Source organism: Pseudomonas sp. ZL2 (assembly GCF_054788455.1).
Window position 1 is genome coordinate 48,333 of sequence record NZ_JBGOGX010000055.1, and the last position, 21,043, is coordinate 69,375.

At 61.9% G+C, this 21,043-nt stretch carries 23 protein-coding genes; 9 read left to right on the forward strand and 14 right to left on the reverse strand.

The genetic code is table 11. The features are described from left to right. The first annotated feature begins 17 nt into the window (after positions 1–17). The 5 genes from ABM562_RS25190 (at position 18) to ABM562_RS25210 (ending at position 4,871) form a co-directional block, all read left to right on the forward strand. Positions 18–737: an ABC transporter permease gene (locus ABM562_RS25190; RefSeq protein ID WP_115086816.1), complete on the forward strand. Its 720-nt coding sequence runs from the start codon at positions 18–20 to the stop codon at positions 735–737. Then, positions 734–1,444, forward strand: a complete 711-nt coding sequence (locus tag ABM562_RS25195; RefSeq protein WP_115086817.1) for an ABC transporter permease — start codon at positions 734–736, stop codon at positions 1,442–1,444. The genes ABM562_RS25190 and ABM562_RS25195 overlap by 4 nt, the downstream gene beginning before the upstream one ends. A 25-nt stretch (positions 1,445–1,469) precedes the next feature. Continuing rightward, a complete protein-coding gene (locus tag ABM562_RS25200; RefSeq protein ID WP_134065067.1) occupies positions 1,470–2,711 on the forward strand; it encodes an NAD(P)/FAD-dependent oxidoreductase in 1,242 nt (413 codons plus the stop codon). Between the two features lie 18 nt (positions 2,712–2,729). Then, a complete protein-coding gene (locus ABM562_RS25205) occupies positions 2,730–3,518 on the forward strand; it encodes an amino acid ABC transporter ATP-binding protein (RefSeq protein ID WP_115086819.1) in 789 nt (262 codons plus the stop codon). 198 nt (positions 3,519–3,716) lie between these two features. Further along, positions 3,717–4,871, forward strand: a complete 1,155-nt coding sequence (locus ABM562_RS25210) for a DUF1624 domain-containing protein (RefSeq protein WP_460423728.1) — start codon at positions 3,717–3,719, stop codon at positions 4,869–4,871. Positions 4,872–4,913: 42 nt separating this feature from the next. Here the strand turns inward: ABM562_RS25210 and ABM562_RS25215 are convergent, their stop codons facing one another. Both ABM562_RS25215 and hpaR read right to left on the reverse strand, forming a co-directional pair. Then, entirely contained in the window at positions 4,914–5,207 is a 294-nt protein-coding gene (locus ABM562_RS25215) for a hypothetical protein (protein ID WP_115086821.1), read from the reverse strand. 161 nt (positions 5,208–5,368) lie between these two features. Continuing rightward, on the reverse strand, positions 5,369–5,791 hold the full coding sequence (hpaR, locus tag ABM562_RS25220) for a homoprotocatechuate degradation operon regulator HpaR (protein WP_010222002.1): 423 nt from the start codon (positions 5,789–5,791) through the stop codon (positions 5,369–5,371). Between the two features lie 366 nt (positions 5,792–6,157). Here hpaR and ABM562_RS25225 point away from each other — a divergent pair, with 366 nt between their 5' ends. Then, on the forward strand, positions 6,158–6,973 hold the full coding sequence (locus ABM562_RS25225; protein ID WP_115086822.1) for a gamma-glutamyl-gamma-aminobutyrate hydrolase family protein: 816 nt from the start codon (positions 6,158–6,160) through the stop codon (positions 6,971–6,973). Positions 6,974–7,039: 66 nt separating this feature from the next. Here ABM562_RS25225 and ABM562_RS25230 read toward each other — a convergent pair whose 3' ends face one another. The 7 genes from ABM562_RS25230 to ABM562_RS25260 form a co-directional block, all read right to left on the reverse strand. Then, on the reverse strand, positions 7,040–7,678 hold the full coding sequence (locus ABM562_RS25230; RefSeq protein WP_460423731.1) for a hypothetical protein: 639 nt from the start codon (positions 7,676–7,678) through the stop codon (positions 7,040–7,042). Between the two features lie 112 nt (positions 7,679–7,790). Then, positions 7,791–8,489, reverse strand: a complete 699-nt coding sequence (locus ABM562_RS25235) for an MOSC domain-containing protein (protein ID WP_460423733.1) — start codon at positions 8,487–8,489, stop codon at positions 7,791–7,793. A gap of 68 nt (positions 8,490–8,557) precedes the next feature. Beyond that, positions 8,558–9,202: a DUF1353 domain-containing protein gene (locus ABM562_RS25240; RefSeq protein WP_208644376.1), complete on the reverse strand. Its 645-nt coding sequence runs from the start codon at positions 9,200–9,202 to the stop codon at positions 8,558–8,560. Between the two features lie 16 nt (positions 9,203–9,218). Continuing rightward, complete coding sequence (locus ABM562_RS25245) at positions 9,219–9,917, reverse strand: M12 family metallopeptidase (RefSeq protein ID WP_095162742.1); 699 nt, start codon at positions 9,915–9,917, stop codon at positions 9,219–9,221. Then, a complete protein-coding gene (locus tag ABM562_RS25250) occupies positions 9,911–10,846 on the reverse strand; it encodes a hypothetical protein (protein WP_038995485.1) in 936 nt (311 codons plus the stop codon). The genes ABM562_RS25245 and ABM562_RS25250 overlap by 7 nt, the downstream gene beginning before the upstream one ends. A 14-nt stretch (positions 10,847–10,860) precedes the next feature. Next, positions 10,861–11,940, reverse strand: coding sequence for a S1 family peptidase (locus tag ABM562_RS25255; protein WP_038995486.1), 1,080 nt, complete (start codon positions 11,938–11,940; stop codon positions 10,861–10,863). Positions 11,941–11,977: 37 nt separating this feature from the next. Further along, positions 11,978–12,334 carry a hypothetical protein gene (locus ABM562_RS25260; RefSeq protein ID WP_038995487.1) on the reverse strand — a complete coding sequence of 119 codons (357 nt, stop codon included), beginning with the start codon at positions 12,332–12,334 and terminating at the stop codon, positions 11,978–11,980. 296 nt (positions 12,335–12,630) lie between these two features. Between ABM562_RS25260 and ABM562_RS25265 the strand changes: the two genes are divergently transcribed. Beyond that, positions 12,631–13,017, forward strand: a complete 387-nt coding sequence (locus tag ABM562_RS25265; protein WP_346617258.1) for a hypothetical protein — start codon at positions 12,631–12,633, stop codon at positions 13,015–13,017. Between the two features lie 28 nt (positions 13,018–13,045). On the opposite strand, the gene ABM562_RS25270 is transcribed toward ABM562_RS25265, so the two are convergent. Beyond that, positions 13,046–13,990, reverse strand: a complete 945-nt coding sequence (locus ABM562_RS25270; protein ID WP_115086824.1) for a DMT family transporter — start codon at positions 13,988–13,990, stop codon at positions 13,046–13,048. Between the two features lie 151 nt (positions 13,991–14,141). Between ABM562_RS25270 and gcvA the strand changes: the two genes are divergently transcribed. Continuing rightward, the gene (gene gcvA, locus ABM562_RS25275) at positions 14,142–15,011 is read left to right on the forward strand and encodes a transcriptional regulator GcvA (protein WP_095162736.1); all 870 of its coding nucleotides are present in this window, start codon (positions 14,142–14,144) and stop codon (positions 15,009–15,011) included. Between the two features lie 39 nt (positions 15,012–15,050). On the opposite strand, the gene ABM562_RS25280 is transcribed toward gcvA, so the two are convergent. The 4 genes from ABM562_RS25280 to ABM562_RS25295 all read right to left on the reverse strand — a co-directional run bounded on the left by ABM562_RS25280 (position 15,051) and on the right by ABM562_RS25295 (position 20,523). Further along, positions 15,051–17,525 (reverse strand): TonB-dependent siderophore receptor, encoded by a 2,475-nt coding sequence (locus ABM562_RS25280; RefSeq protein WP_460423737.1) that lies wholly within the window; start codon positions 17,523–17,525, stop codon positions 15,051–15,053. 54 nt (positions 17,526–17,579) lie between these two features. After that, a complete protein-coding gene (locus ABM562_RS25285; RefSeq protein WP_115086825.1) occupies positions 17,580–18,554 on the reverse strand; it encodes a FecR domain-containing protein in 975 nt (324 codons plus the stop codon). Beyond that, positions 18,551–19,057 (reverse strand): sigma-70 family RNA polymerase sigma factor, encoded by a 507-nt coding sequence (locus tag ABM562_RS25290; RefSeq protein WP_134065087.1) that lies wholly within the window; start codon positions 19,055–19,057, stop codon positions 18,551–18,553. The genes ABM562_RS25285 and ABM562_RS25290 overlap by 4 nt, the downstream gene beginning before the upstream one ends. A 104-nt stretch (positions 19,058–19,161) precedes the next feature. After that, entirely contained in the window at positions 19,162–20,523 is a 1,362-nt protein-coding gene (locus ABM562_RS25295; RefSeq protein ID WP_233674141.1) for a M16 family metallopeptidase, read from the reverse strand. Between the two features lie 194 nt (positions 20,524–20,717). On the opposite strand from ABM562_RS25295, the gene ABM562_RS25300 reads away from it, so the two are divergent. Beyond that, positions 20,718–20,996, forward strand: coding sequence for a DUF7693 family protein (locus tag ABM562_RS25300; RefSeq protein ID WP_115086827.1), 279 nt, complete (start codon positions 20,718–20,720; stop codon positions 20,994–20,996). Positions 20,997–21,043: the final 47 nt, after the last annotated feature.

Genomic DNA, 21,043 nt, shown 5'->3' on the forward strand with positions numbered 1-21,043 from the left:
TGCGAGAGGGTTTGAGCATGCTCGAACAACTGTCACTGCTTTCCTTCGCCAGCGGCGGCTGGGGCCAGGCTCTGCTGGCCGGCGCCCTGGTGACCATTTCCCTGGCCCTGGCCTGCCTGCCCATCGGCTTGCCGCTGGGCCTGGGCGTCGCGCTCGCCGCCCGTTCCTCCAAGCGCTTCCCGCGTGCTGCCGCCACGGTGTTCTCCACCGTGTTTCGTGGCCTGCCGGAGCTTCTGACCCTGCTGATCATCTATTACGGCTGCCAGATTGCCGCGCAGAAAATTCTTGCCGCCATGGGCTACGAAGGTGAAGTGCTGATCAACACCTTCCTGGCGGCGATGATCGCCTTCAGCCTGGTGTTTGCCGCGTTCTCCAGCGAGATCTGGCTGGCGGCGTTCAAGACTGTCGCCAAAGGCCAGTACGAAGCCTCGGCGGCGCTGGGCCTGAGCAAGGCCACTACCTTTCGCAAGGTGGTCTTTCCACAGCTGGTGCGCATCGCCCTGCCGGGCCTGTCGAACAACTGGCTGTCGCTGCTCAAGGACACTTCGCTGGTGTCGACCATCTCCCTGGTCGACCTGATGCGCCAGACCAACCTTGCGGTCAGCGTGACCAAGGAGCCGATGTTCTTCTACGGCGTTGCCTGCCTGGGTTATCTGCTGTTCTCGGCGTTGTCGGGCCGGGTGTTCAATTTCATCGAGCAGTACTTCAGCCGTCATCTGCGGGGGGCACGTACATGAGCTTCGATCAACTGCTGGCCCTGGTGCTCGACCCCGACCTGCTGGAACGCTACGGCCCGCGCTTTATCGACGGCCTGCTGGTGACCGGCAAGCTGGTGGCACTGTCCTTCACCCTCGGCGCCCTGCTTGGCATGCTGCTGGCCCTGGCCAGGCTGTCGAACAACCTGGTGCTGCAACGCCTGAGCGCAGGTTACATCTACTTCTTCCGCGGCTCGCCGCTGCTCGCCCAGCTGTTCTTGCTGTACTACGGCCTGGGCTCGCTCAAGGGCTTCTGGCAGGACGTCGGTCTGTGGTGGTTCTTCCGGGATGCCTGGTACTGCACGGTGCTGGCCTTCACCCTCAACACCGCCGCTTACCAGGCCGAGATCTTCCGCGGCAGCCTGATGGCGGTCGCTCCCGGTCAGTACGAGGCAGCCAAGGCCCTCAGCCTGAAGCGTTCGACCACGTTCTTCAAGGTGATCCTGCCGCAATCACTGATCGTCGCCATCGGCCCGCTGGGCAACGAACTGATCCTGATGATCAAGGCCAGCGCCATCGCCTCGCTGGTGACCATCTACGACCTGATGGGGGTGACCAAGCTGGCGTTCTCGCGCAGTTTCGACTTCCAGATCTACCTGTGGGCCGCCGTGCTCTACCTGCTGATCGTCGAGATCGTGCGCCGCAGCCTCAAACACATAGAAGCCCGCCTGGGCCGCCACCTGCGCTGACCGCCTGCTTGTGAGGAACGTTCCAATGCATTGCCAAACCATTGTTCTGGGCGCCGGCATCGTCGGAGTCTCCACGGCCCTTCATCTGCAGGCACGCGGGCGCAAGGTGATCCTCATCGACCGCGAAGAGCCCGGCAGCGGCACCAGCCACGGCAACGCCGGGCTGATCGAGCGCTCCAGCGTCATCCCCTATGCCTTCCCCCATGATCTGTCGAGCTTGCTGCGCTATGGCCTGAACCGCCAGCCCGACGTGCGCTACAGTTTCACCCACTTGCCGAAGATCGGCCCGTGGCTGTTCAAGTACTGGAAAAACTCCTCGCCAGCGGGCCTGGCCGTGGCCACGCAGGCCATGCTGCCACTGGTGCAGCGTTGCGTCGAAGAACACGACGCGCTGATCGACGCAGCGGGCCTCGGCGAACTGGTCAAGGCCAACGGCTGGATCGAGGTGTACCGCAATGAGGACGCCTACAACAACGCCGTGGCCGGTGCCCACGCGCTGAAGTCATATGGTTTGAAATACGAAATCCTCGACCGCCAGCAGCTGCACGAGCGCGAGGTCGACCTGAGCGACAATGCGGTCGGCGGCATCCACTGGCTCGACCCCAAGACCGTCAGCAACCCCGGCGGCCTGACCCGCGGCTATGCGGCGCTGTTCGTGCAGCGTGGCGGCCAGTTCATCCACGGCGACGCCCGCACCCTGCGCCAGATCGGCAGCGAGTGGCAGGTCGACAGCCGCCAGGGGCCAATCACCGCACCCGAGGTGGTGGTCGCCCTCGGGCCACAGTCGGCCGAGCTGTTCAAGCCGCTGGGTTATCGCATTCCGCTGGAGATCAAGCGCGGTTATCACATGCACTACCGGGCGCGTGACGGCGCCGAACTCAAGCATTCGATCTGCGATGCCCAGGGCGGTTACGTGCTCGCGCCGATGGCCATGGGCATCCGCCTGACCACCGGCATCGAGTTCGCCGCCAGCACCGATGCTGCCAACCAGATCCAGCTGCAGCGCTGCGAAGCCTTGGCGCGCAAGGTCTTCCCGCTGGGTGAGCGGGTCGATGCCGAGCCCTGGCTGGGCCGCCGCCCGTGCCTGCCGGACATGCGCCCGGTGATCGGCCCGGCCGCTCGCCACAAAGGCCTGTGGTTCAACTTCGGCCATGCCCACCACGGGCTGACCCTGGGCCCGGTGACCGGCCGCCTGCTGGCAGAAATGATGACCGGCGAAACCCCATTCACCGATCCTGCGCCGTACCGCGCGGACCGCTTCAACTGATCGCGGGAGAATAACAACATGACCGCTTCACTGAGCCTTGCTAGCCCTTCCCCTGCCCCTCAGGTTGATCCACGCAAGATCGTGGTGACCATTGAGGGCCTGAACAAGCACTACGGCGCCTTCCATGTGCTGCGCGACATCAACCTCAACGTGCGTGAAGGCGAACGCATCGTCCTGTGCGGGCCTTCCGGGTCGGGTAAATCGACACTGATCCGCTGCATCAACCGCCTGGAAATTGCCGAACAGGGCAACATCCGTGTCAACGACACCGACCTTGCCCTGACCACTCGCCAGGCTGCCGACGTGCGCAGCGAAATCGGCATGGTGTTCCAGCACTTCAACCTGTTCCCGCACATGAGCGTGCTCGACAACTGCACCCTGGCCCCCATGAGCGTACGCGGCCTGTCGCGCAAGGAAGCCGAAGATCGAGCGCGTTTCTACCTGAACAAGGTGGGGATCGAAAGCCAGGCCGGCAAATACCCCAGCCAGCTGTCCGGCGGCCAGCAGCAACGGGTGGCGATAGCCCGGGCGCTGTGCATGAAACCGAAGATCATGCTGTTCGACGAACCGACCTCGGCGCTGGACCCGGAGATGGTCGCCGAAGTGCTGGATGTGCTGGTGAAACTGGCCGATACCGGCATGACCATGCTCTGCGTCACCCATGAAATGGGCTTTGCCCGCCAGGTGGCGGAACGGGTGCTGTTTCTCGATGGTGGGCAGATCATTGAAGACGCCAGCCCCGAGGCGTTCTTCAACAACCCGCAGAGTGCGCGGGCCAAAGGGTTTCTGGCGCAGATACTGCACTGAGGCCTTTGGGCAAGGCTTCGCCTTGCATCGCCGGCAAAGCCAGCTCCCACAAGTTCTGCGCAGCTCTCAAGGCCAGCGCCAATCCTGTGGGAGCCGGCCTTGCCGGCGATGGGCTGCGCAGCAGCCCTTGTTCATTGTCTGGCATATTAGTTATGTTATAACGCATAACTTAGCAATTCCACGCCAGCGACCTCACCCATGCCAACCGCCCCACCCGCCAACCAACGCCTGCTCTGCATCGACGCCCTGCGCGGCCTGGTCATTGTCTTCATGCTGCTCGACCACGTGCGCGAAACCTTCTTCCTGCACCGTCAGGTCAGCGACCCGATGGACGTCGCCAACACCGACCCCTGGCTGTTCCTCAGCCGCACCCTCGCCCACCTGTGCGCCCCGGTGTTCGTCCTGCTCACCGGCCTGTCGGCTTATCTGTATGGTGAAAAGCACCAGGGCAAGGCCACGCTCTCGGCCTTCCTGTTCAAGCGCGGACTGGTGCTGGTGCTACTGGAATTCACCCTGGTCAGCCTGGCCTGGACCCTGGAGCTGCCACCCAAGGTGATCTACCTGCAGGTGATCTGGGCCATCGGCCTGAGCATGATCGCCCTGGCCGGCCTGGTGTGGCTGCCGCGATCGCTGTTGCTGGTGCTCGGCGCGCTGATCGTCGCCGGGCACAACCTGCTCGATCCGCTGCACTTCGCTGCAGGTTCGGCGATGCACATCCCTTGGGCGATCTTGCATGACCGCGGCTGGATCGAAGTGTCGGACAGCTTGCGCCTGCGCACCTCGTACCCACTGCTGCCGTGGATCGGCGTAATTGCCTTGGGCTATGCCATGGGCCCCTGGTTTGCCAGGGGTGCGGACGCGCTGGCACGTCAGCGCAAATTGCTAGTCACCGGCCTGGGCGCCCTCGTCGGCTTTGTGCTGCTGCGCCTGCTAAACGGTTACGGCGAAGCGCAGTGGCAGGTCGGTGAAACCACGCTGCGCACCCTGATGAGCGTCTTCAACATCACCAAATACCCGCCGTCGCTACTGTTCCTGGCCCTGACCCTGGGCGTCGGAGTGTTGCTGCTGCGCAGGTTCGAGCACCTGCAAAGCAACCGCGCGATACAGGTGCTGAGCGTGTTCGGCGCAGCACCGATGTTCTTCTACCTGCTGCACCTGTACGTACTGAAGTTGCTGTACCTGATCGCCGTCGCCTGCTTTGGCCTGAACCAGGACAGTTACTTTGGTTTCGACGGGGTCTGGGCGATATGGCTGACGGCAATTGTCTTGAGCATTGCGCTCTATCCGCCGGTTTGCTGGTTCGCCAGGCTCAAGGCCCGGCGCCGGGATATCGGCTGGCTCAAATACTTCTGAGCCAAGGCGTGCCCCTGCAAGCAGGGGCAGCCCCGTCACCGCTTACTGGGTATGCATTTTCGACTTTATAAAACCGGCAATGAAGGTCAGCACCGCGCCGCCGACACCGCCGCCGACGATACTGCTGATCAGCGCCGGCAGATCGAGTGAACCGCCCGCCGCCACTGCAGCGCCGGGTTCACCGGTCAAGGCCGCGAGTATCTGCCCGACGATTACCCCGCCAACCCCACCGAAAATCGAGTTGAGTAACGGGCCCATGCTCTGCTTGCTCATACCGGCTGCGTTGCCGCCCACCACACCGGCAACAATCTGAATGATCAGACTGACAATATCCATGATCCAACCCCTTTGTAGCGTTATGAATTGACGACTCGCGTCCAGCTACTACAGAAAGTCACGACCACGGGAACAGAGGCGCCTGGCTCCGGTCAACGACGGCACACTGTTGCGGATGGGCACAGTATAGGTAGCAAGCGGCCAGCGCGCCAAAACGGCGCTCAGGGCTTGATGTTCTTCAGGCTATTGAGCAGCCCCAGCAGTGCTTGCAGTTTGTCTTCGCCGAACTGTTCGAGGATGCGCTGGTAGTTGTGCTCCATGTCTTCGCTCATGTCGACGAAGCATTGCTGGCCCTGTTCGGTCAGGCCTACGAACACCCGGCGCTGGTCCTGGGTCGACTTCTTGCGCCGCACCAGGCCATCGCGTTCCAGACGCGCCAGCACGCCGGTCATGCTCGGCTTGAGGATGCAGGCCTGCTCGGCCAGTTGATGGCTTTCCAGTTCGCCTTGCTGGCGCAGGATGCGGATTACCCGCCATTGTTGTTCGGTCAGGCCATGGGCATTGAGCGAGGGGCGGAAGAAGGCCATGGCGGCTTCGCGGGCTTGCAACAGGGTCAGGGTCAGGGACGGTCTTGGAGTGGGCATGGTTCAGGCTGGTAGTCATCGGTGACAGCCAGCTTAAGAGAAACTGCGCGATGCAGCAAAGCTGCACGGGCGCTGCTTCGGCCATACACCGGACGCTTGTTAAATATAATTAACTGGCCGCAGCAGGCGCCACACCGGTTACCGGGGCCTGCAGCCAATAATTGCATTCAGGCAATCTCAAGCTTCGCCCGTGCAATCTGAAGTCGTTTGACATATTAAACGGCTCTGGCAAGCTATATGACAGGTTTCGACCGGATACAGCCCCTTGCTTGGCGTACCGGCAGTGCTCGAAACCTCAGGCAGCGCAAAGGTTTCAGCGGCGCGCCTGCACAATAATGACAGGCTGCGCCTGTCCCAAGGTGACATATGCCCAACAGCAACATTGGCAATAAGAATCAAACCTCTCGCAAACCCGTCGTGCTGATGACCATGGGCTCCCAGGAGCGCAAAGGCCACGACTATCAGGTAATGACCCACAAATACATCGTACCGCTGGTTGAGCACGCCGGTTGCGTACCTGTGCTGGTGCCGACCTGCTGCGGTACAGACGACCTCGAAGCCTACCTGGACATGGCTGACGGTGTTTACCTGACCGGCGCCGGCAGCAACATCGACCCGGCCCTTTATGGCCAGGAGAATGAAACCCCAGGCAAGGCCCAGGACCGTGACCGCGACCTGTTCGACCTGCCGCTGGTGCAACTGGCCATCGCCCGTGGCCTGCCGATCTTCGGCATCTGCCGTGGCATGCAGGAAATCAACGTGGCCCTGGGTGGTGACATCTACCAGAAGGTCTACGCCGAGCCAGGCTTCAACGACCACCGGGAAAACCCGGACGATCCGGTCGACGTGCAGTACAGCGCTGTTCACAGCGTCAAACTGGAGCAAGGCAGCTGGCTGCAAAAGCTGCTGCAGAGCGATGAAATCCGCGTCAACTCGCTGCACGGCCAGGGCCTGAAAAACCTCGGCGAAGGCATCGAACCCCTGGCCCGCGCCGAAGACGGCCTGGTCGAAGCCATCCATGCCCCGAGCCTGTCGCCTTTCCTCTTCGCGGTGCAATGGCACCCGGAATGGCAAGCGGCGAAAAACCCGGACTCGGTGAAGATGTTCCAGGCCTTTGGTGAAGCGTGCCGCAAGCAGGCTGCCAAGGGTCAGGCGGTGAAGAAGCTGGGTACGGCTGCCTGATTGCAATCGCGGGTCAAGCCCGCTCCTACACTGTAGGAGCGGGCTTGACCCGTGATAAACCCAGACTTAACTCCCCAAGCCCCAGCGCTCCCCCTTCGCCTCACCAGTCCCCTTGAACCCGCCCTTGCCATCCGAGCGCCAGCCGCTGCCTTCATTGGCACCGGTACCGATGTAGCCACCCCGGCCATCCGGCTCCAGGCCCCGTCCTTTGTTCCTGCCGGTGCCTTCATAGCCGCCGTTGCCATCCGGCTTGTAACCGCGTCCGGTATACAACCCGGTGCCCTCGTAACCGCCCCTGCCGTCGGCCTGCCAGCCACCGCCGAATGCTTCGCGGCTGCCGGAATAGCGCGTGCTGTCATCTGGCTTGTAGTGTTCACCATAGTTACTGCCGGTACCTTCGTAGCCGCCTTGGCCGTCGTCCCTGAAGCCGCTGCCGCGATTACTCCCGGTACCGCTCAGGCCACCCCTGCCGTCAGGCTCGTAACCGCTGCCCCAGTTGCGTCCGGTGCCCTTGAGCGAGCCGTCCGCCTGCATCTCGTAATCGCCACCGGCATTGCTGCCGGTGCCCTTGAAGCCGCCGCGCCCATCCGGCTCGTAGCCACTGCCAAGGCTCACGCCAGCGCCAACATAACCACCTGCCGCAAACACAGCAGTGCCCAGGCCGAGCACGACTGCACCCAGCAGCGATTGCATGACTTTCTTCATGGGGTATTCCAGATCCTGTGGAATCGAGAGGTGCCGACTGGCGGCACACTCTAAAGACCGCAGCCGCGGAAAAGATTCCAAGGATGTAACCACGCAGCTGTGAGTTGCTACGTCATCCCTGTACAGGCCCCTGCAAACGCGGTGCCCAGTCCTCGACTTCGGACTTTTCCAGACGCCGCGAAAGTGTCCGGCGCCAGGAGGCAGCCAACGGCAGTTCCAGGCACTGGCGAATGACCTCAAGGTCGACCTGCTTGTCGAACAGCACTGACGACAAGCGTGCCACCGACCACTGCGGATGCGGCCGCTCGATCAGCGCGATGTCCATACCGGCGGCCAGCACGCCCTCCTCCAACACCCGGTAGTACCAGCCGGTGCGGCCGCTTTGCTGCACCCGCAGCGACATGTCCTTCACGCCAAAGCGGTCATTGAGCTTCCAGCACGGCATGCGACCCTGGGAGATTTCCAGCAGGGCGCTGCCAGCGCGAAAACGGTCGCCCAGGCAGACGGTCTGTTCGGTCCAGCCACTCGTGCTGAGGTTTTCGCCGAAAGCGCCCGGTGCTTGCAGCAGCGGTTGCTCGCCCAACTCCGCAGCCCAGGCGGCATAGTGCTCACGCGGATAGTGGTGGATGGCCTTTTCGATCCCGCCATGCACGCGCAAATCACCCTGCTCGTCGCCGGCCAGGCCCAGCGCGGTCACTGCTACCTCACCGTCGCGCGGTAGCTTGGCGATGGCGCTGGCTGAACCCGGTCGGGTGAAGGGCACGGCACGGCCGGTCAATACGTTGTCTAGGGTCAGTTGCTGCTTCTGCATGGGTTCACTCTTATACAGATGTCAAGACTGTCTCTATTACAGCCTGGTTACTCAATTGGCAACAAGCGTCAACGGTAGACACCTGGCTGCACCTTCCACTGTGCCCAGCGGATCGTCGGATCCATGGGAAAACGCTTGAGAATGCGTTTTTCACCTCGGCGCTTGAGTTCAGCGTTGTCAGCCCAGGCTTTCCAGCCACCGGTACGAACGCCGGTATAGATCGTAGTAACCGTAGCGAAGTCAATCCTGAAATCCTTCATGCACAGTTTGAGGATCTCATCGCAAGCGTCCCGTTCAAGGGATTGGTCCCAATACAGATAGTCATGAATAACCGCTGCATACGCATAAAGACCGTCCGGTCGCAGGAGTGAATAAAACTCCCTGGGAATACTGGCAAAATCAGTCACAAAACCGACAGGCACTTCGACCGCCTCATGCTTGCCGATTTCGCCCCGCCCAGGCCTCCAGCCGATGGGCTCCCTCAGGTAGTACACTGGGTCGGCGAATCGCCCAATGAACAACGGCCCCACCGGTACCTGCTCACCAGTGGGCGAGCGTTTACCAGCTTCGTTCATCCACTGACGCATCCACTCATCAGCCACTCCCTGATCCGCATAGTCCACCGCTGTGTCGGCTTTCCTCGCTGTGCAGGCAAGCATCGGCATGATCAGGGCGCCGCCAAGACACGCCAGTGTTGTACGTCGGGTCATCATTTCATTTCCCTCTGCGTTATGGGCTTGGGTGCACAGCTGAAACCACAGGTGCCCCATAGACTGTCCGCACGGATGCTATGTCCAGCTGGCTGAGTTTTCCGTCTCCAATCCAAACCGGATTGCAATAGTTCATGATCGACGATGGGTCATAGCGAGTGACCAGGTAGTCGCCACGGATCCCCTGCGAATCGGCCTTGCACTCTTCAGGAGCATCCGGTCGGTTCTGCTCATGGGTAAAGCCAATGGCATGGCCGAACTCATGTACCGCGATGGCCGCCACACAAAATTCCAGTTGCCAGTGACAGGAAGGTCTCCAGCGTTCGGGGCGAAAGTTGAGCACCATGCCGTCCTGCATCTGATCCAGGTATCTGCCTACTCGCTTGGTATGGGGGTGATCCTCAGCAACTCTGATATGTATGCCCGGACTGGCAGCCTGGCAGGCTTGCCAGCCCTCGAAATGCAACGCACTGTTACGCTGCCAGGTGTCTTCAACGGCACGTTTGACCACTTCCCGCAACTGCCTGTCCGTACTTTGGGGGCTCTCCCAGCACACCGCGATGGTTGTGCCGGGCCACTTGCTCAATCGCACTATGGTGCCGAAGTCCTGCTCTATGATCTTTCCTGCGGGTAAAGCCGGCTGAGCGAGCGCTGCGCCTGTCTGGTTCAGCAGAACAACACTCAGACCTATCGCAACCCCGGCCATGCGACTCAACATGGCGAGAGCTCTTCGTCGCTCTCGGCAATAAATTGCTCGGCGCGTTTCTGCACGTCGATGAACTGCTGGATAATCTGCAGAATCTCGGGGTTGACGTTAGGTTGGCGCGCCAGCACCCCGGAGGTTCGATCCAGGACCCGGATGTAGCGCAAGATCGAAACCGGATGCTCCGATAGCCGTTGCGAGAGCATTTCGCTGCGCGCAATGTTCCCCGGGTCGGGGTCTACGGGCTCTGGCAACCACATGTTGGCCATCGATAGAACAATCGCCGAATCCCCAAGGCTGGCCAGGGCATCGACCGCGAAATCATCGGCTTCGTACTCCATAGCCCGATACAGTGCCTTGATGCGCAGATAGTCGCACTGGTGTTGCGGGGTCGCGACATCAGGTGGTAAAGGCACGCGATAGTGGTTGTGATATTGGTGTCCGAGTTCATGCAGATAAGCAAACTCAAGCGTCGCATCAAGCTCTTGTTCGGCCCGGGCCTCTTGAAGCGCACCAAGCGGCAAGCGTGCCCGCATCGCGCTGCAATCGGCGCCTGTCTGTTCAAGGTACTTCTCAGGAACCGTGCGCGACCCAGTCCTATCCATGTGCTTGCGGTAGCGAGCGATGCAGTTGAGCTCCCCACTTTGGGTAGCCAGGGTTGCCATGCGAGCCAGGTTTATAGTCCTGGCAACAAAAGCGTCAGGAATCTCAACTTTGCGCCCTTGAGCGTTATAGATCGAGTTTGGCTCACTGCTGGAATTGACTGAAATCACCCACTCGACCTGGCTTGCGATGTCTTTGAGCGCTGCAGTCCCTTGGCTCTGAATCTTGTCGTGCAAACGGGCCAGCCTATCCGTGCTGTGTTCGACGCGAATCGCTTGCTTCGACCAGTCCTGCGCAACAGCCTGCGTCGCGGCGATCACGCTCAACAGAATCAGCAGCACTCGTGGTCCCCTGTTCATTTCGCCACCGGCGACTGGAGCCGGGCAACTGACCCCATTGCCGTCGGGATCTGATCCAACACTACCCGTCCGACCACCCGTCGTGCTTTACCTGGCTCTTGTGCACCTACAGGCTTGAGATCCAGCGTGGCATAAGTTCCCGATTCGCTGGCAGTGCACCAGACTTCAGCCCCCTCAACCGACACACCTTCAAACTTGCAACGAGTAATTCTATAGTTGTCGCTGGCGCTGAACTTGCGTGGTGTCGGTAACGGCGAACCATCCTTCCAGTTCAGCGCAACCGGCAGGGCCAGCGTCAATGGCGTGGGCTTGTCGATGGGCGCCAGTGGATCGCTGCCAAGGCCGAACGATCCGTCAGCGTTCATGGCGACCGCGCGCAAGCACCTGACATCCTCCTGCTCTTCCAGCACGCGTTTACCGACCTGGCTCTGCTGGAAGCGGATGGAAGGTACGAACTGCGCAATACCTTGCACGTTACTGGTTTGCTCACCTACCTGGAAGCCAGTTACAGCGCCTTTGACAATCCCGACCAGATAGCCGCCACTGGTAAAGCCTGGCCCTCCACTGTTGCCGACATTCAAATTGGCGTCGGTTTGCCATAACGCAAGCGTCGGATCGGCATTGATCGAAAGGATGCCGACTGATATGCGCAGCACGTCATCGATAGGGAATCCCAGAAAAAACAGGTCAGCCCCCGGGCGGACTGCGTTGGAATCCGTGACCAGAAAGTACGGACAACCGGCTTCTACAGGCAGACCGTCGACCTTTAGCAGGGCAACATCCACATCCGTGTCGGTAATTTCCAGGTGAGCCGAGTAGGGATTGGTATTACGCGACTCCAAACGTACATTGATCTGCACAGAGTCATAGTTACCGATCGAACTAAACAAGTGGGCATTGGTGACAACGTAAGGTTGCGCCACGCGGAACCCTGAGGCGGCCTGAACCAACTCACTGGTACCGTTCGCCAACTTTCCAATTACTTCGACATGCACTATTTTTTGATGATGAGCATCCCATATCAACGTGGCTTCACTGCCGGCAACACACCACGCGGGAAGAAATAAGAACAGCATACCCAATACCATCAGGCAGCGCATATTTAACACCCCGTTATTGAGGGCCTGGCGACCAGAACATACTCAACTTTCCGCTGGGTGCCTTGATCGCCAGCCACAGCATCTTGCCATTGGCGTGAGTGGCCTGGTAGACCTCGGCCGAACCTGAGGGCGTATCTTCATTACCTTTGAACTCGACGCTGGCCAACGGGCCCAACTGGGATAAAGCCTGCGTCATGCGATCTATCTGGCCCTCACAGCTTGCCTTTACCATGGTACTCAATACCTCCGAACATTCACCTTGCATCGCCGCTTCTATGGCTTCGCGAACTTGGCCTTCAAGGTGCTCAGCCCGGGCCAACGAAGTCATCGCAAGCAGCATCGCACAGGTTACTCCGACAGCAAGTTTCATTGTCGAACCCTCCAAGTATAAAAGCGTAAATACCGATCAATATAAACTGATTTCTGGCACCTTTACTGAATGCTTTGGATCCATGACAGACGGATATGAAGTTAAGTAAAGCAGCTTTATTTTCTGCGTCATTATTTTTTCCTTATTGTTTTTCGAATAAACGCCAACCTCTATATAGCGGCAGGTTGCCAACCCCGTGCGGCCTGTGCTTCCAAATTGAAACAGGATTAGCCCAGCCCTGGGTTTGATCACGCTCACGTAGGCAGAACGCCCTTTGCCTCGCTATGCTGCAAGGCATGAACGCCACCCTGCCCACCCGCACCCCCTGCCCGCCCGGCGCCTGCGATTGCGGTCGCGAGACGCTGCAGGACCCGCGCATCCTGCTGCTGACCCGCCAGGAAGAAAAGCGCCTGCTCGAACGCCTGGAAAACCTGCAGAGCCTGGCGGAGCTGGAGCACATGCAACGACGGTTGTATGAGCAGTTGGGCATTCGCGTGCAGATCACCCCGAGCTTCAATGAAGTGCGGACCATGCGTGGCATCAATATTCAAATCGAGGACCTGCCGGGCTTGTGTCGCAAGACCCGGCAGAATATTCCGGCGGCGATCCGGCGGGCGCTGGAGAAGCAACCGGAGATTGCCTACCGGCTGCTCGATGCCCATGACCTGTTGCGCGATACCTGACACAGCAGCGCAGCAAGCTGATTGCGACCTAAATATCCCGGCCGATAAAACTGTCCGGATCCTCCGCCGCCACCCGCCGCCACTTCAGCAAGCGCCCGTCGATCGCCGCCAACCCCAGGGCAATCAGCCCCATACCGATAAAGTGCCTGGTCTCCAGACGCTCCCCCAGCACCAGCACGCCAAGCACGATGGCACTGAGCGGAATCAGGAAGGTCACCAGCATCAGGTTGGTCGCCCCGGCCGTGGCCAGGATACGAAAGAACACCACATAGGCCAGCGCGGTGGAAAGCAACACCAAACCGGCCACCGCCGCCCAGGTTGTCAGGCTTGGCGCGGCCAGCTTCCAGGGTAGGTCGATCAGCAACGCCAGCGGCACCAACAAGACGGCCGACGCACTGATCTGTCCGGCGGCAGTGATCAGCGGCGCCACCCCCATGACCTTGAAGCGCCGCCCGTAAACCCCGGCCACGGCGTATGACAAGGCCGCCGCCAACACTGCCAGTTGTGCCCACAGGTTGCCGTCCAGGCCGGACCAAGCCGCCGAGCCAATCATGATTGCCACTCCGACAAAGCCCAGCGCAACACCGGCCAGCTTGTTGACGCTGATGTTTTCGTCCTCGGTCAGCAGGTGCGCAACGATCACCGCAAACAGCGGCGTGGTGGCATTGAGGATCGAGGCCAGGCCGCTGCCGATGCGGGCCTGGCCCCAGACGATCAGGCAGAATGGCAGCAGGTTGTTGAGCAGCCCCATGGCCAAAAACGCCCGCCAGATCCGCCACTCTCGCGGCATGTACAGCCCCAGCAGCCGTACCAGCGCAAGCAGTACCAGCGCCGCCAGCCCCACGCGCAGCATCACCAGGGTGAAAGGCGGCAGTTCCTTCACGGCAATACCATTGAAGAAGAACGAACCACCCCACAGTAGCGACAGGGCAATCAACAGGCCCCACTCCCTCAGGCTCATGACTTTGTTCATCGTGACTAACTCCTCAAACGGGCGATCGAGATTGAGCTCTGCTAAGGTCAATTGGCAGCCTCTGGAGCCCTTCAATGCCAGTATTCATGGGCACCCAGCACCACGACAAACGAGCATTTTTCGCCAGATGATTGAGGTGAACTAAAGCATCATGACCCTCCCCTCACTCAGCGCCTTGCGCGCCTTCGAAGCCGCCGCCCGGCATGTCAGTATCACCCTTGCCGCCCGCGAGTTGTGCGTCACCCCCGGTGCGGTCAGCCTGCAGATCAAGGAACTGGAAGCGGCCCTGGGCGTGCAGTTGTTCGTCCGCCGCCCGCGCAGCCTCAGCCTCACCCCGGAGGGCGAGGACTATTTCGCGACCCTGCGCAGCGCCTTTCGCATGATTCGTGAGGCCACCAGTGCCCTCACTGCTCGCGCCAGACAACAGGTACTGACGCTCAGTTGCACACCCGGGTTTGCCGTACAGTGGCTGCTGCCACGGCTAGGCGGTTTCGAGGCGCAGCAAAGCGGTGTCGATGTACGCATCAGCGCCTGCAAGCGCCTGGTGGATTTCGCCCGCGACGGCATCGACCTGGCGGTGCGTCATGGCTATGGCCGCTATGACGGGCTGGTCGCCGAACGCTTGCTGGATGATGATCTGGTGCCGGTGTGCAGCCCGCACTTGCGCAACATCCACGCCCTGCACCAACCCGGCGACCTTGCCAGCGTGCACCTGCTGCACGATGAGCACCGCCACGACTGGCGGATGTGGCTGGATGCAGCCGGGGCGCCACAGGTGGAGGCCAGTGGCGGTACCTTGTTCGTAGACAGCAACGGCGCGATTGAAGCGGCCAAAGCGGGGCTGGGCGTGGCGCTGGTGCGCCGCGGCTTTGTCCAGCGGGAGCTGGATGAAGGCATGCTGGTGACGCCCTTTGCACAGGGCATCGCCAGTGAGCTGGCGTATTACCTGGTGTACCCGGCGACGGCACTGGAACGGCCGCAGGTGGCCGGGTTTCGTCAGTGGTTGCTGGCTTGTCGCTAGCAGGGATTGCTTTGCAGCCCATCGCCGGGTAAGTCGGTCTTACCAGTTATAGGTCAGGTCAGTGGTAATGGTCCGCCCTTCGCCGTAGTAGCAATCCACGTCACTGGTGCAACGGCTGACATACACCTTGTCTTCCAGGTTCTGCAGGTTGACCTGCAACTTCACCCCTTTCAGGCGCAATGGCGACTGCTGCAAGTCGTAGGAGACCATGCCGTCGTACACGGTGTAGGACGGGATGCTGAAGTGGCCATCGGCAAAATCGGTGCCGTCACTGCCGCGCACATAACGTGCACCCAACCCCATGCCCAGGCCGGCAATCGGGGTATCACCGGTGAAGTGATAGTCCAGCCACAGCGATGCGGTCATCGGCGGGGTGCCCGACGGATGACGACCTTCACGGCCATCGTTGTCCTTGGTGTAAACCACGTCGTTGCGCGATACCGAAGCGATCAGGCCCAGGTTATCGGTGAGGTTGGCCTTGCCTTCAAGCTCGACGCCGCGCGAGCGCAGTTCGCCGACCTGGCTGTTGAAGCCGGGGTTGCCGACGTCGGCGGTGAGGATGTTCTGCTGGTTGATCTCGTACACCGACAACTGAATGAAGCTGTCCTGGCCAGGCGGTTGGTACTTGATACCCGCCTCGACCTGCTTGCCGGTGGACGGCTCGAACGCCTTGCCCGCGTAGTCGGCACCGCTCAGCGGCAGGAACGACTCGGAGTAGCTGACATAAGGCGTCACGCCATTGTCGAAGGCATAGCCAAGCCCCGCGCGGCCGGTGAACTTCTCGTCCTTGACGGTGGTATGGGTGCCAGCGATCGGCTCCTTGTTATCGGCCTCGGCCCAGTCGTAGCGGCCACCGAGGGTCAGGAACCAGTTGTCCCACTTGAGCTGATCCTGCACGTACAGGCCGGTCTGATTGATGGTGCGGTCCCACTTGAACGGCTGGCCGAAGTTCATTGGCTTGCCGTACACCGGATTGTACAGGTCGATGACCGGCGGATTGCGGTCGTACAGGCCGAGGAATTTGGAGTTGGAGTGGTAGTAATCAACGCCGATCAACAGGGTGTGGGCGACGTCGAAAGTGTTGAACTTGGCCTGGGCCATGTTATCGATGCCAAACACCTTGTTGCGCTGGGCCCAGTCGACCCCGTAGCGGGTCATGGCGCTCTGGTCGTCGGCCCCGGTGACCGGGTTGGGCACGAAGGCGTAGCCGTGCAGCGGCGCCCGGTATTTGTCATCGACGTAGGCGTAGCGGGTGTTCTGCTTGAAGGTCCAGACGTCGTCCAGCTCATGACTGACTTCATAGCCAAAGGTGTACTGCTCGCGATCGTAGGAGTTGACCCCCGGCTCGCCGATGAATCGGCTGCGCTTGATCCGCCCATTGGGGCTGGCAAACACCGTGCCCACCGCCGGCAGGCCCTGGGCTTCCGGCACACCGTTGTCGCGCTGGTAGTGGCCGTAAACGGTCAGGCGCGTCTGCTCGTTGGGGCTCCAGGTCAGGCTCGGGGCGATCATGTAGCGCTGCTGTTCGACGTAGTCGGCCTCGCCGTTCTTGTCCAGGCCCATGCCGGTCACGCGGTACTGGTACTCGCCCTGGTCATCCACCGGGCCAGCAAAATCGAACGCGCCGTAACGCCGGTCCTGGCTGCCGCCACCGAGTTTGACTTCATGCAGCGGCGTCGCGGTCGGGCGCTTGGAGACCATGTTGATCAGGCCACCTGGCTGGTTCTGGCCATAGAGCACCGAGGCCGGGCCCTTCATCACCTCGATACGTTCCAGCGCGTACGGATCGATCTGCAGCGCACCGCCGGTACTGCCGCCGCCATAAGGCAGGTGCAGGCCGTCCAGGTACAGCGGCGTCGGGCTGAAGCCGCGGGAGGTCGGCTCGTCGAAAATCCCGACCCGGTCGGAGAAACCACCACCGGTGATACCCGGGGTGTAGCGCAGGGCCTGGGTGACCGTCTGCGAGCCAAGCGCCTTGATTTCATCCTGGGTGATGACGTTGATGGTCTGCGGCACTTCCAGCACCGAGGTGTCGGTCTTGGTCGCGGTGCCGGTGCGCTTGGCCACATAGCCCTGGACCGGCCCCCAGGCCTCTTCGCCGGCGTTGGAAACGATCTGGGTCAGGCCCAGTTCCAGCGCCCCGCTCTGCTCGGCCGGCACCAGGTTCCAGGTGCCGCCGGCGGTGATGTTGAGGTTGAGACCGCTGCCATTGAGGGCCTGCGTCGCCGCTTGCTCGGGAGTGAACTGACCGCTGACCGCTGCCGAGCGCTTGCCCTGCAACAGTGCCGGCTTGACCGACAGCACCCGGCCGGACTGGCGGGCAATGTGGCTCAAGGCTTCGCCCAGGTCCCCGGCCGGGATATCAAAACGCTGGCTGGCGCTGACGCTGCTGTCGGTTTGCGCCTGCGCGTACAGCGGCACACTGCTGCCCAGGGCGATGGCAAGGGCCAGCAGGCTGGGGCGGATCATGGAGTCGGGCATGGAGGTGTTGGCTCGTTCGAGGTTGTTGTCCATAACGAGGACACGCCAGTGACCGAATCCCCTCAGCGAAATCGTAATTATTTTTATTCAGATCACATCGATACGGGTCAGCCAGCCGCCAAAGCTGTCGACCCGGATCGGCAGGGTCTCGGCCAGGGAGCGCAAGGTGCGCTCGCTGTCATCCAGCGGGAAGCTGCCATAGACGCGCACCTGCGCGGCCTGCGGGCTGATGCGCAACAGCCCGGCGCGGTACGGGCGCAAGGCCTCGATCAGCTCGCCCAGAGGCTCGTCGCGGACATCGATACGGCCATCGGCCCAGCTCGCCCGGGTGCGCAGTGAGGCCGCCACAGGCTGGCTGCCGTGGCCATCAAAACGGAAGGCCTGGCCCTCTTCCACACGCTGGGCTGGCGCGCTGCCACTGCTGAGCATGACGCTGTGCTGTTGCACCGAAACCAGGCTCTGGCGCTCTTCCTGGCGCACGCTAAAGCGCGTGCCCAGGGCTTGCACCTGGCCTTCGCGGGTAGCGACGATAAAGGGTCGGCCCGGCTCTGCGGCCACATCGGCTTGCAGCTCACCGTCGCGCAGCAGCACCAGCCGCTGCCCGGCGCTGAAACGCACATCCACCGCGCTGCGCGCGTTCAGGCACAGGCGCGAACCATCGGCCAGGGTGAAGGTACGCCGTTCACCGGTGCCGGTGCGCAGGTCGGCAAGCAAATCGCCCAGCGGCGCCACCCGATTACCAATTGCCCCGGCGCCCAGCCCCAGCAACAACATCGCCAGACCGCCGCCCAGTGCCTTGCGCCGCGACGGCGAAGGCAAGGCACGCAAACTGCGGCTGGCCATGGCCAGCTGGCCGGGGTTGCGCTGTTCGGCTTGCTGCAGATCGGCCAGGGGGTCGCCGAGCAAGGCATTGACCCGCTGCCAAGCGGCCTGATGGCCGGGAGACTGTTCGAGCCAGCTGTTGAACGCCACCAGCAACGGGCTGCCGGCAGCAACATTCTCCAGCTTGAGCAGCCAGTCCACTGCTTCGTGGGTGGCGCGGTCCAGTTGTGTGTTGCTCATTCCGGCCTCGCGCTCAGGCAATGCACGAAGGCCCGGCGCAGGTCGCGCTCGACCGTGGCCAGCGACACCCCCAGATGCTCGGCAATGCTCGGCTGGCTCATGCCTTCGAGGCGATGCAGGATAAAGGCGTGACGCACCCGCACCGGCAGGCCATCGAGCACGCGGTCGATTTCGGCCAGCGCTTCACGCACCAGCACCACGTCTTCGGCCGAGGGCATGCAGTGTTCGGGCAGGCACGCCAGCTCGTCGAGGTAGGCCTGCTCCAGCGCACGACGCCGAAACAAGTTGCTCAGCAGGCGGCGGGCGACGGTGGCGAGAAAGGCGCGGGGTTCTTCAAGGGCGGGCAAGGCGCTGCTGGTCATGGCCCGGACAAAGGTGTCCTGGGCCAGGTCCGCTGCATCGTGCGGGCAGTTCAGCCGGCGGTACAGCCAGGCGCGCAACCAGCGATGATGGTCGCTATAGAGGTGGGCGACGATAGCCTTGGAGTCGACAGAGCTCGGCACGAGGGTGATCACACATTAATGGTAATTACTCTCATTATCATGATGCGTGGGAAATTTCACAATCCCCTTTTCGCGGGGCAAGTCGGATCGCCGCACCGCCGCTCCTACAGATCTTGCCCCGCCACCACGGTCGCCAGCTTCTGTGGCTGAACGACGCGTTTAAACGCCGCCTTGACTTGCGCAGGCGTCACCGCTTCAAGCTGTTGGCGCCAGGTCACCAGGGTATCGTCCGGCAAGCCGTTCAAGGCGATCTGCGCAACATGCTCAAGCAGGCGGTGGCGGCTGGTGCCGGCAAAAAGCTCGAGTAGCCGCGCCTTGGCCTCAGCCAGTTCCTCGGCGCTCGGGCCCTCGCTGACAAAGCGCGTCAACGCCTGATGGGCCGCCTTCTGTGCCTGCTCCTGATGCCCGGCAGGGACTTCCAGCGAGATCACGAAGGCCCCGGCCTGTTGGCCCATGGCGAAGTAGCTGGCCGATTCCCAGCTGACATCGCCGCCAAGCTCAGCGCCCACGGCCCGATTGAGCCGCGTCGGCCAGTGCTCGCCACCGAGAATGTCGCTGCCCAGCAGCAACGGGAAAAAGTCCGGGTCACTGCGTGGCACTGCCGGCTGGCCGATCTGTATCCAGATCGTACCTTGCTGCGGTTCCAGTTGCTCGCGGCTGGCCTGGCTCAACGCCTGCACTTTGGGCAGCGCTGGCAACGCGGTGCAATCACCGCTCGGCAAGCGCCCAAGCACTGCATTGGCCACGGCATCGGCCTGAGCCCGGTCAAGATTGCCGACCAGGCTGACCGTGGCCCGGCATGGCAGCATCATTGCACGGTAATGCGTGCGCAAATCTTCCATGCGGGTGCGCTCGAGCATGGCCGGGGTCAGAGCATAGCCGAACGGCAGCGCGTACTCGTCCAGGTCGATCTGCTTGTTGCGCTGCAGCCCCGGGCGGGGCAGTTCGCGACCATAGGGATGGTCGCCATACACCGCCTGGGCAAAGCGTTGCCCTACCCCGGCAAAACGCCGGGTGGTTTCGCCGTTGACCTGGCGAATGTAATACGGCTTGGCCCGGAACCAGATGCTGCCGGCAAAGGCCGGTTCGGCAATCTGCCGACCGAGCAACGCCGTGGCCTCGGCCTGGCGCTGGGCACTGGTGTCGGTGATCTTCAGGATGTAGCTGAAGCGGTCGGCATCGACCTGGGTATTCAGTTCACTGTCCAGGCGCATCCAGGCCATTCGCAGCGCGTTGCCGTTCAGCTCCGGGGCATCGCCCTGAGCATGGATACCTTCCACCGCAAGCGCTGCGCCAAGCACCGCCAGGCCCGGTTGGTCCAGTGGGTCGCGGCGGCTGCCGGCATCGAAGTCAACCTGGATCTGCAGGTCGCTGGCCTGGCTTTGAGGCAACAGGTAGACCCGCGCGCCACTGGGCTGGGTCCAGTGTTGAATGGCCAGGTTGTCGGCAGCCAGGGCCGGGGCCATTGCGCTCAATCCAAACGCGCAGGTGAAGAGTCGTTCCATCAGGGTCATAGCGGTTACTCAAAAGGCCAAGGCGCGGACGCTACGCACTTGGCCGCGGCAGATCAAGCCCTGGCGCACTGGCTGACACTGGCGCCGGCAGGCTTTATGCTCGAACCCCATTTTGCCTATGCCATGCACCTTGAGAGGGGGAACCGATGCCAGCCCTGAGCGCCCGTGAGGTTTGCCAGCAACTGCGTGATGCCGCCCTGGGCGTTCGTCCGTTGCGGCGTGTCGGCACTGAAGTCGACATCGACGGTTGGCGCCTGAGCCTGGATTTCGACGGTACCCACCTGCACCATTGCCTCAAGTGCTGCAGCAGTGACGGCCGTGAGGGCACGCTGGACCGTTGGCAATGGGGCACCGATCCAGTGAGTTTGCTCAGCACCTGGGAGCTGGCGCAGGTCGAGCGCTTGTTGCGCGGGGCTACTGCGTAGCCCATCGCCGGCAAGGCCGGCTCCCACAGGGTTGGTGCAGGGCCTGT

What these genes read in the sequence shown, in the direction of transcription:
- ABM562_RS25280 (WP_460423737.1), bottom strand. Translation starts at nt 17,525, where the DNA reads ATGGACAACAACCTCGAACGAGCCAACACCTCCATGCCCGACTCCATG.
- hpaR (WP_010222002.1), bottom strand. Translation starts at nt 5,791, where the DNA reads ATGCCCACTCCAAGACCGTCCCTGACCCTGACCCTGTTGCAAGCCCGC.
- ABM562_RS25260 (WP_038995487.1), bottom strand. Translation starts at nt 12,334, where the DNA reads ATGAAACTTGCTGTCGGAGTAACCTGTGCGATGCTGCTTGCGATGACT.
- ABM562_RS25235 (WP_460423733.1), bottom strand. Translation starts at nt 8,489, where the DNA reads ATGCAGAAGCAGCAACTGACCCTAGACAACGTATTGACCGGCCGTGCC.
- ABM562_RS25295 (WP_233674141.1), bottom strand. Translation starts at nt 20,523, where the DNA reads ATGGCCCCGGCCCTGGCTGCCGACAACCTGGCCATTCAACACTGGACC.
- ABM562_RS25285 (WP_115086825.1), bottom strand. Translation starts at nt 18,554, where the DNA reads ATGAGCAACACACAACTGGACCGCGCCACCCACGAAGCAGTGGACTGG.
- ABM562_RS25255 (WP_038995486.1), bottom strand. Translation starts at nt 11,940, where the DNA reads ATGCTGTTCTTATTTCTTCCCGCGTGGTGTGTTGCCGGCAGTGAAGCC.
- ABM562_RS25225 (WP_115086822.1), top strand. Translation starts at nt 6,158, where the DNA reads ATGCCCAACAGCAACATTGGCAATAAGAATCAAACCTCTCGCAAACCC.
- ABM562_RS25205 (WP_115086819.1), top strand. Translation starts at nt 2,730, where the DNA reads ATGACCGCTTCACTGAGCCTTGCTAGCCCTTCCCCTGCCCCTCAGGTT.
- ABM562_RS25195 (WP_115086817.1), top strand. Translation starts at nt 734, where the DNA reads ATGAGCTTCGATCAACTGCTGGCCCTGGTGCTCGACCCCGACCTGCTG.
- ABM562_RS25265 (WP_346617258.1), top strand. Translation starts at nt 12,631, where the DNA reads ATGAACGCCACCCTGCCCACCCGCACCCCCTGCCCGCCCGGCGCCTGC.
- ABM562_RS25245 (WP_095162742.1), bottom strand. Translation starts at nt 9,917, where the DNA reads ATGTTGAGTCGCATGGCCGGGGTTGCGATAGGTCTGAGTGTTGTTCTG.
- gcvA (WP_095162736.1), top strand. Translation starts at nt 14,142, where the DNA reads ATGACCCTCCCCTCACTCAGCGCCTTGCGCGCCTTCGAAGCCGCCGCC.
- ABM562_RS25200 (WP_134065067.1), top strand. Translation starts at nt 1,470, where the DNA reads ATGCATTGCCAAACCATTGTTCTGGGCGCCGGCATCGTCGGAGTCTCC.
- ABM562_RS25270 (WP_115086824.1), bottom strand. Translation starts at nt 13,990, where the DNA reads ATGAACAAAGTCATGAGCCTGAGGGAGTGGGGCCTGTTGATTGCCCTG.
- ABM562_RS25190 (WP_115086816.1), top strand. Translation starts at nt 18, where the DNA reads ATGCTCGAACAACTGTCACTGCTTTCCTTCGCCAGCGGCGGCTGGGGC.
- ABM562_RS25230 (WP_460423731.1), bottom strand. Translation starts at nt 7,678, where the DNA reads ATGAAGAAAGTCATGCAATCGCTGCTGGGTGCAGTCGTGCTCGGCCTG.
- ABM562_RS25240 (WP_208644376.1), bottom strand. Translation starts at nt 9,202, where the DNA reads ATGATGACCCGACGTACAACACTGGCGTGTCTTGGCGGCGCCCTGATC.
- ABM562_RS25210 (WP_460423728.1), top strand. Translation starts at nt 3,717, where the DNA reads ATGCCAACCGCCCCACCCGCCAACCAACGCCTGCTCTGCATCGACGCC.
- ABM562_RS25300 (WP_115086827.1), top strand. Translation starts at nt 20,718, where the DNA reads ATGCCAGCCCTGAGCGCCCGTGAGGTTTGCCAGCAACTGCGTGATGCC.
- ABM562_RS25215 (WP_115086821.1), bottom strand. Translation starts at nt 5,207, where the DNA reads ATGGATATTGTCAGTCTGATCATTCAGATTGTTGCCGGTGTGGTGGGC.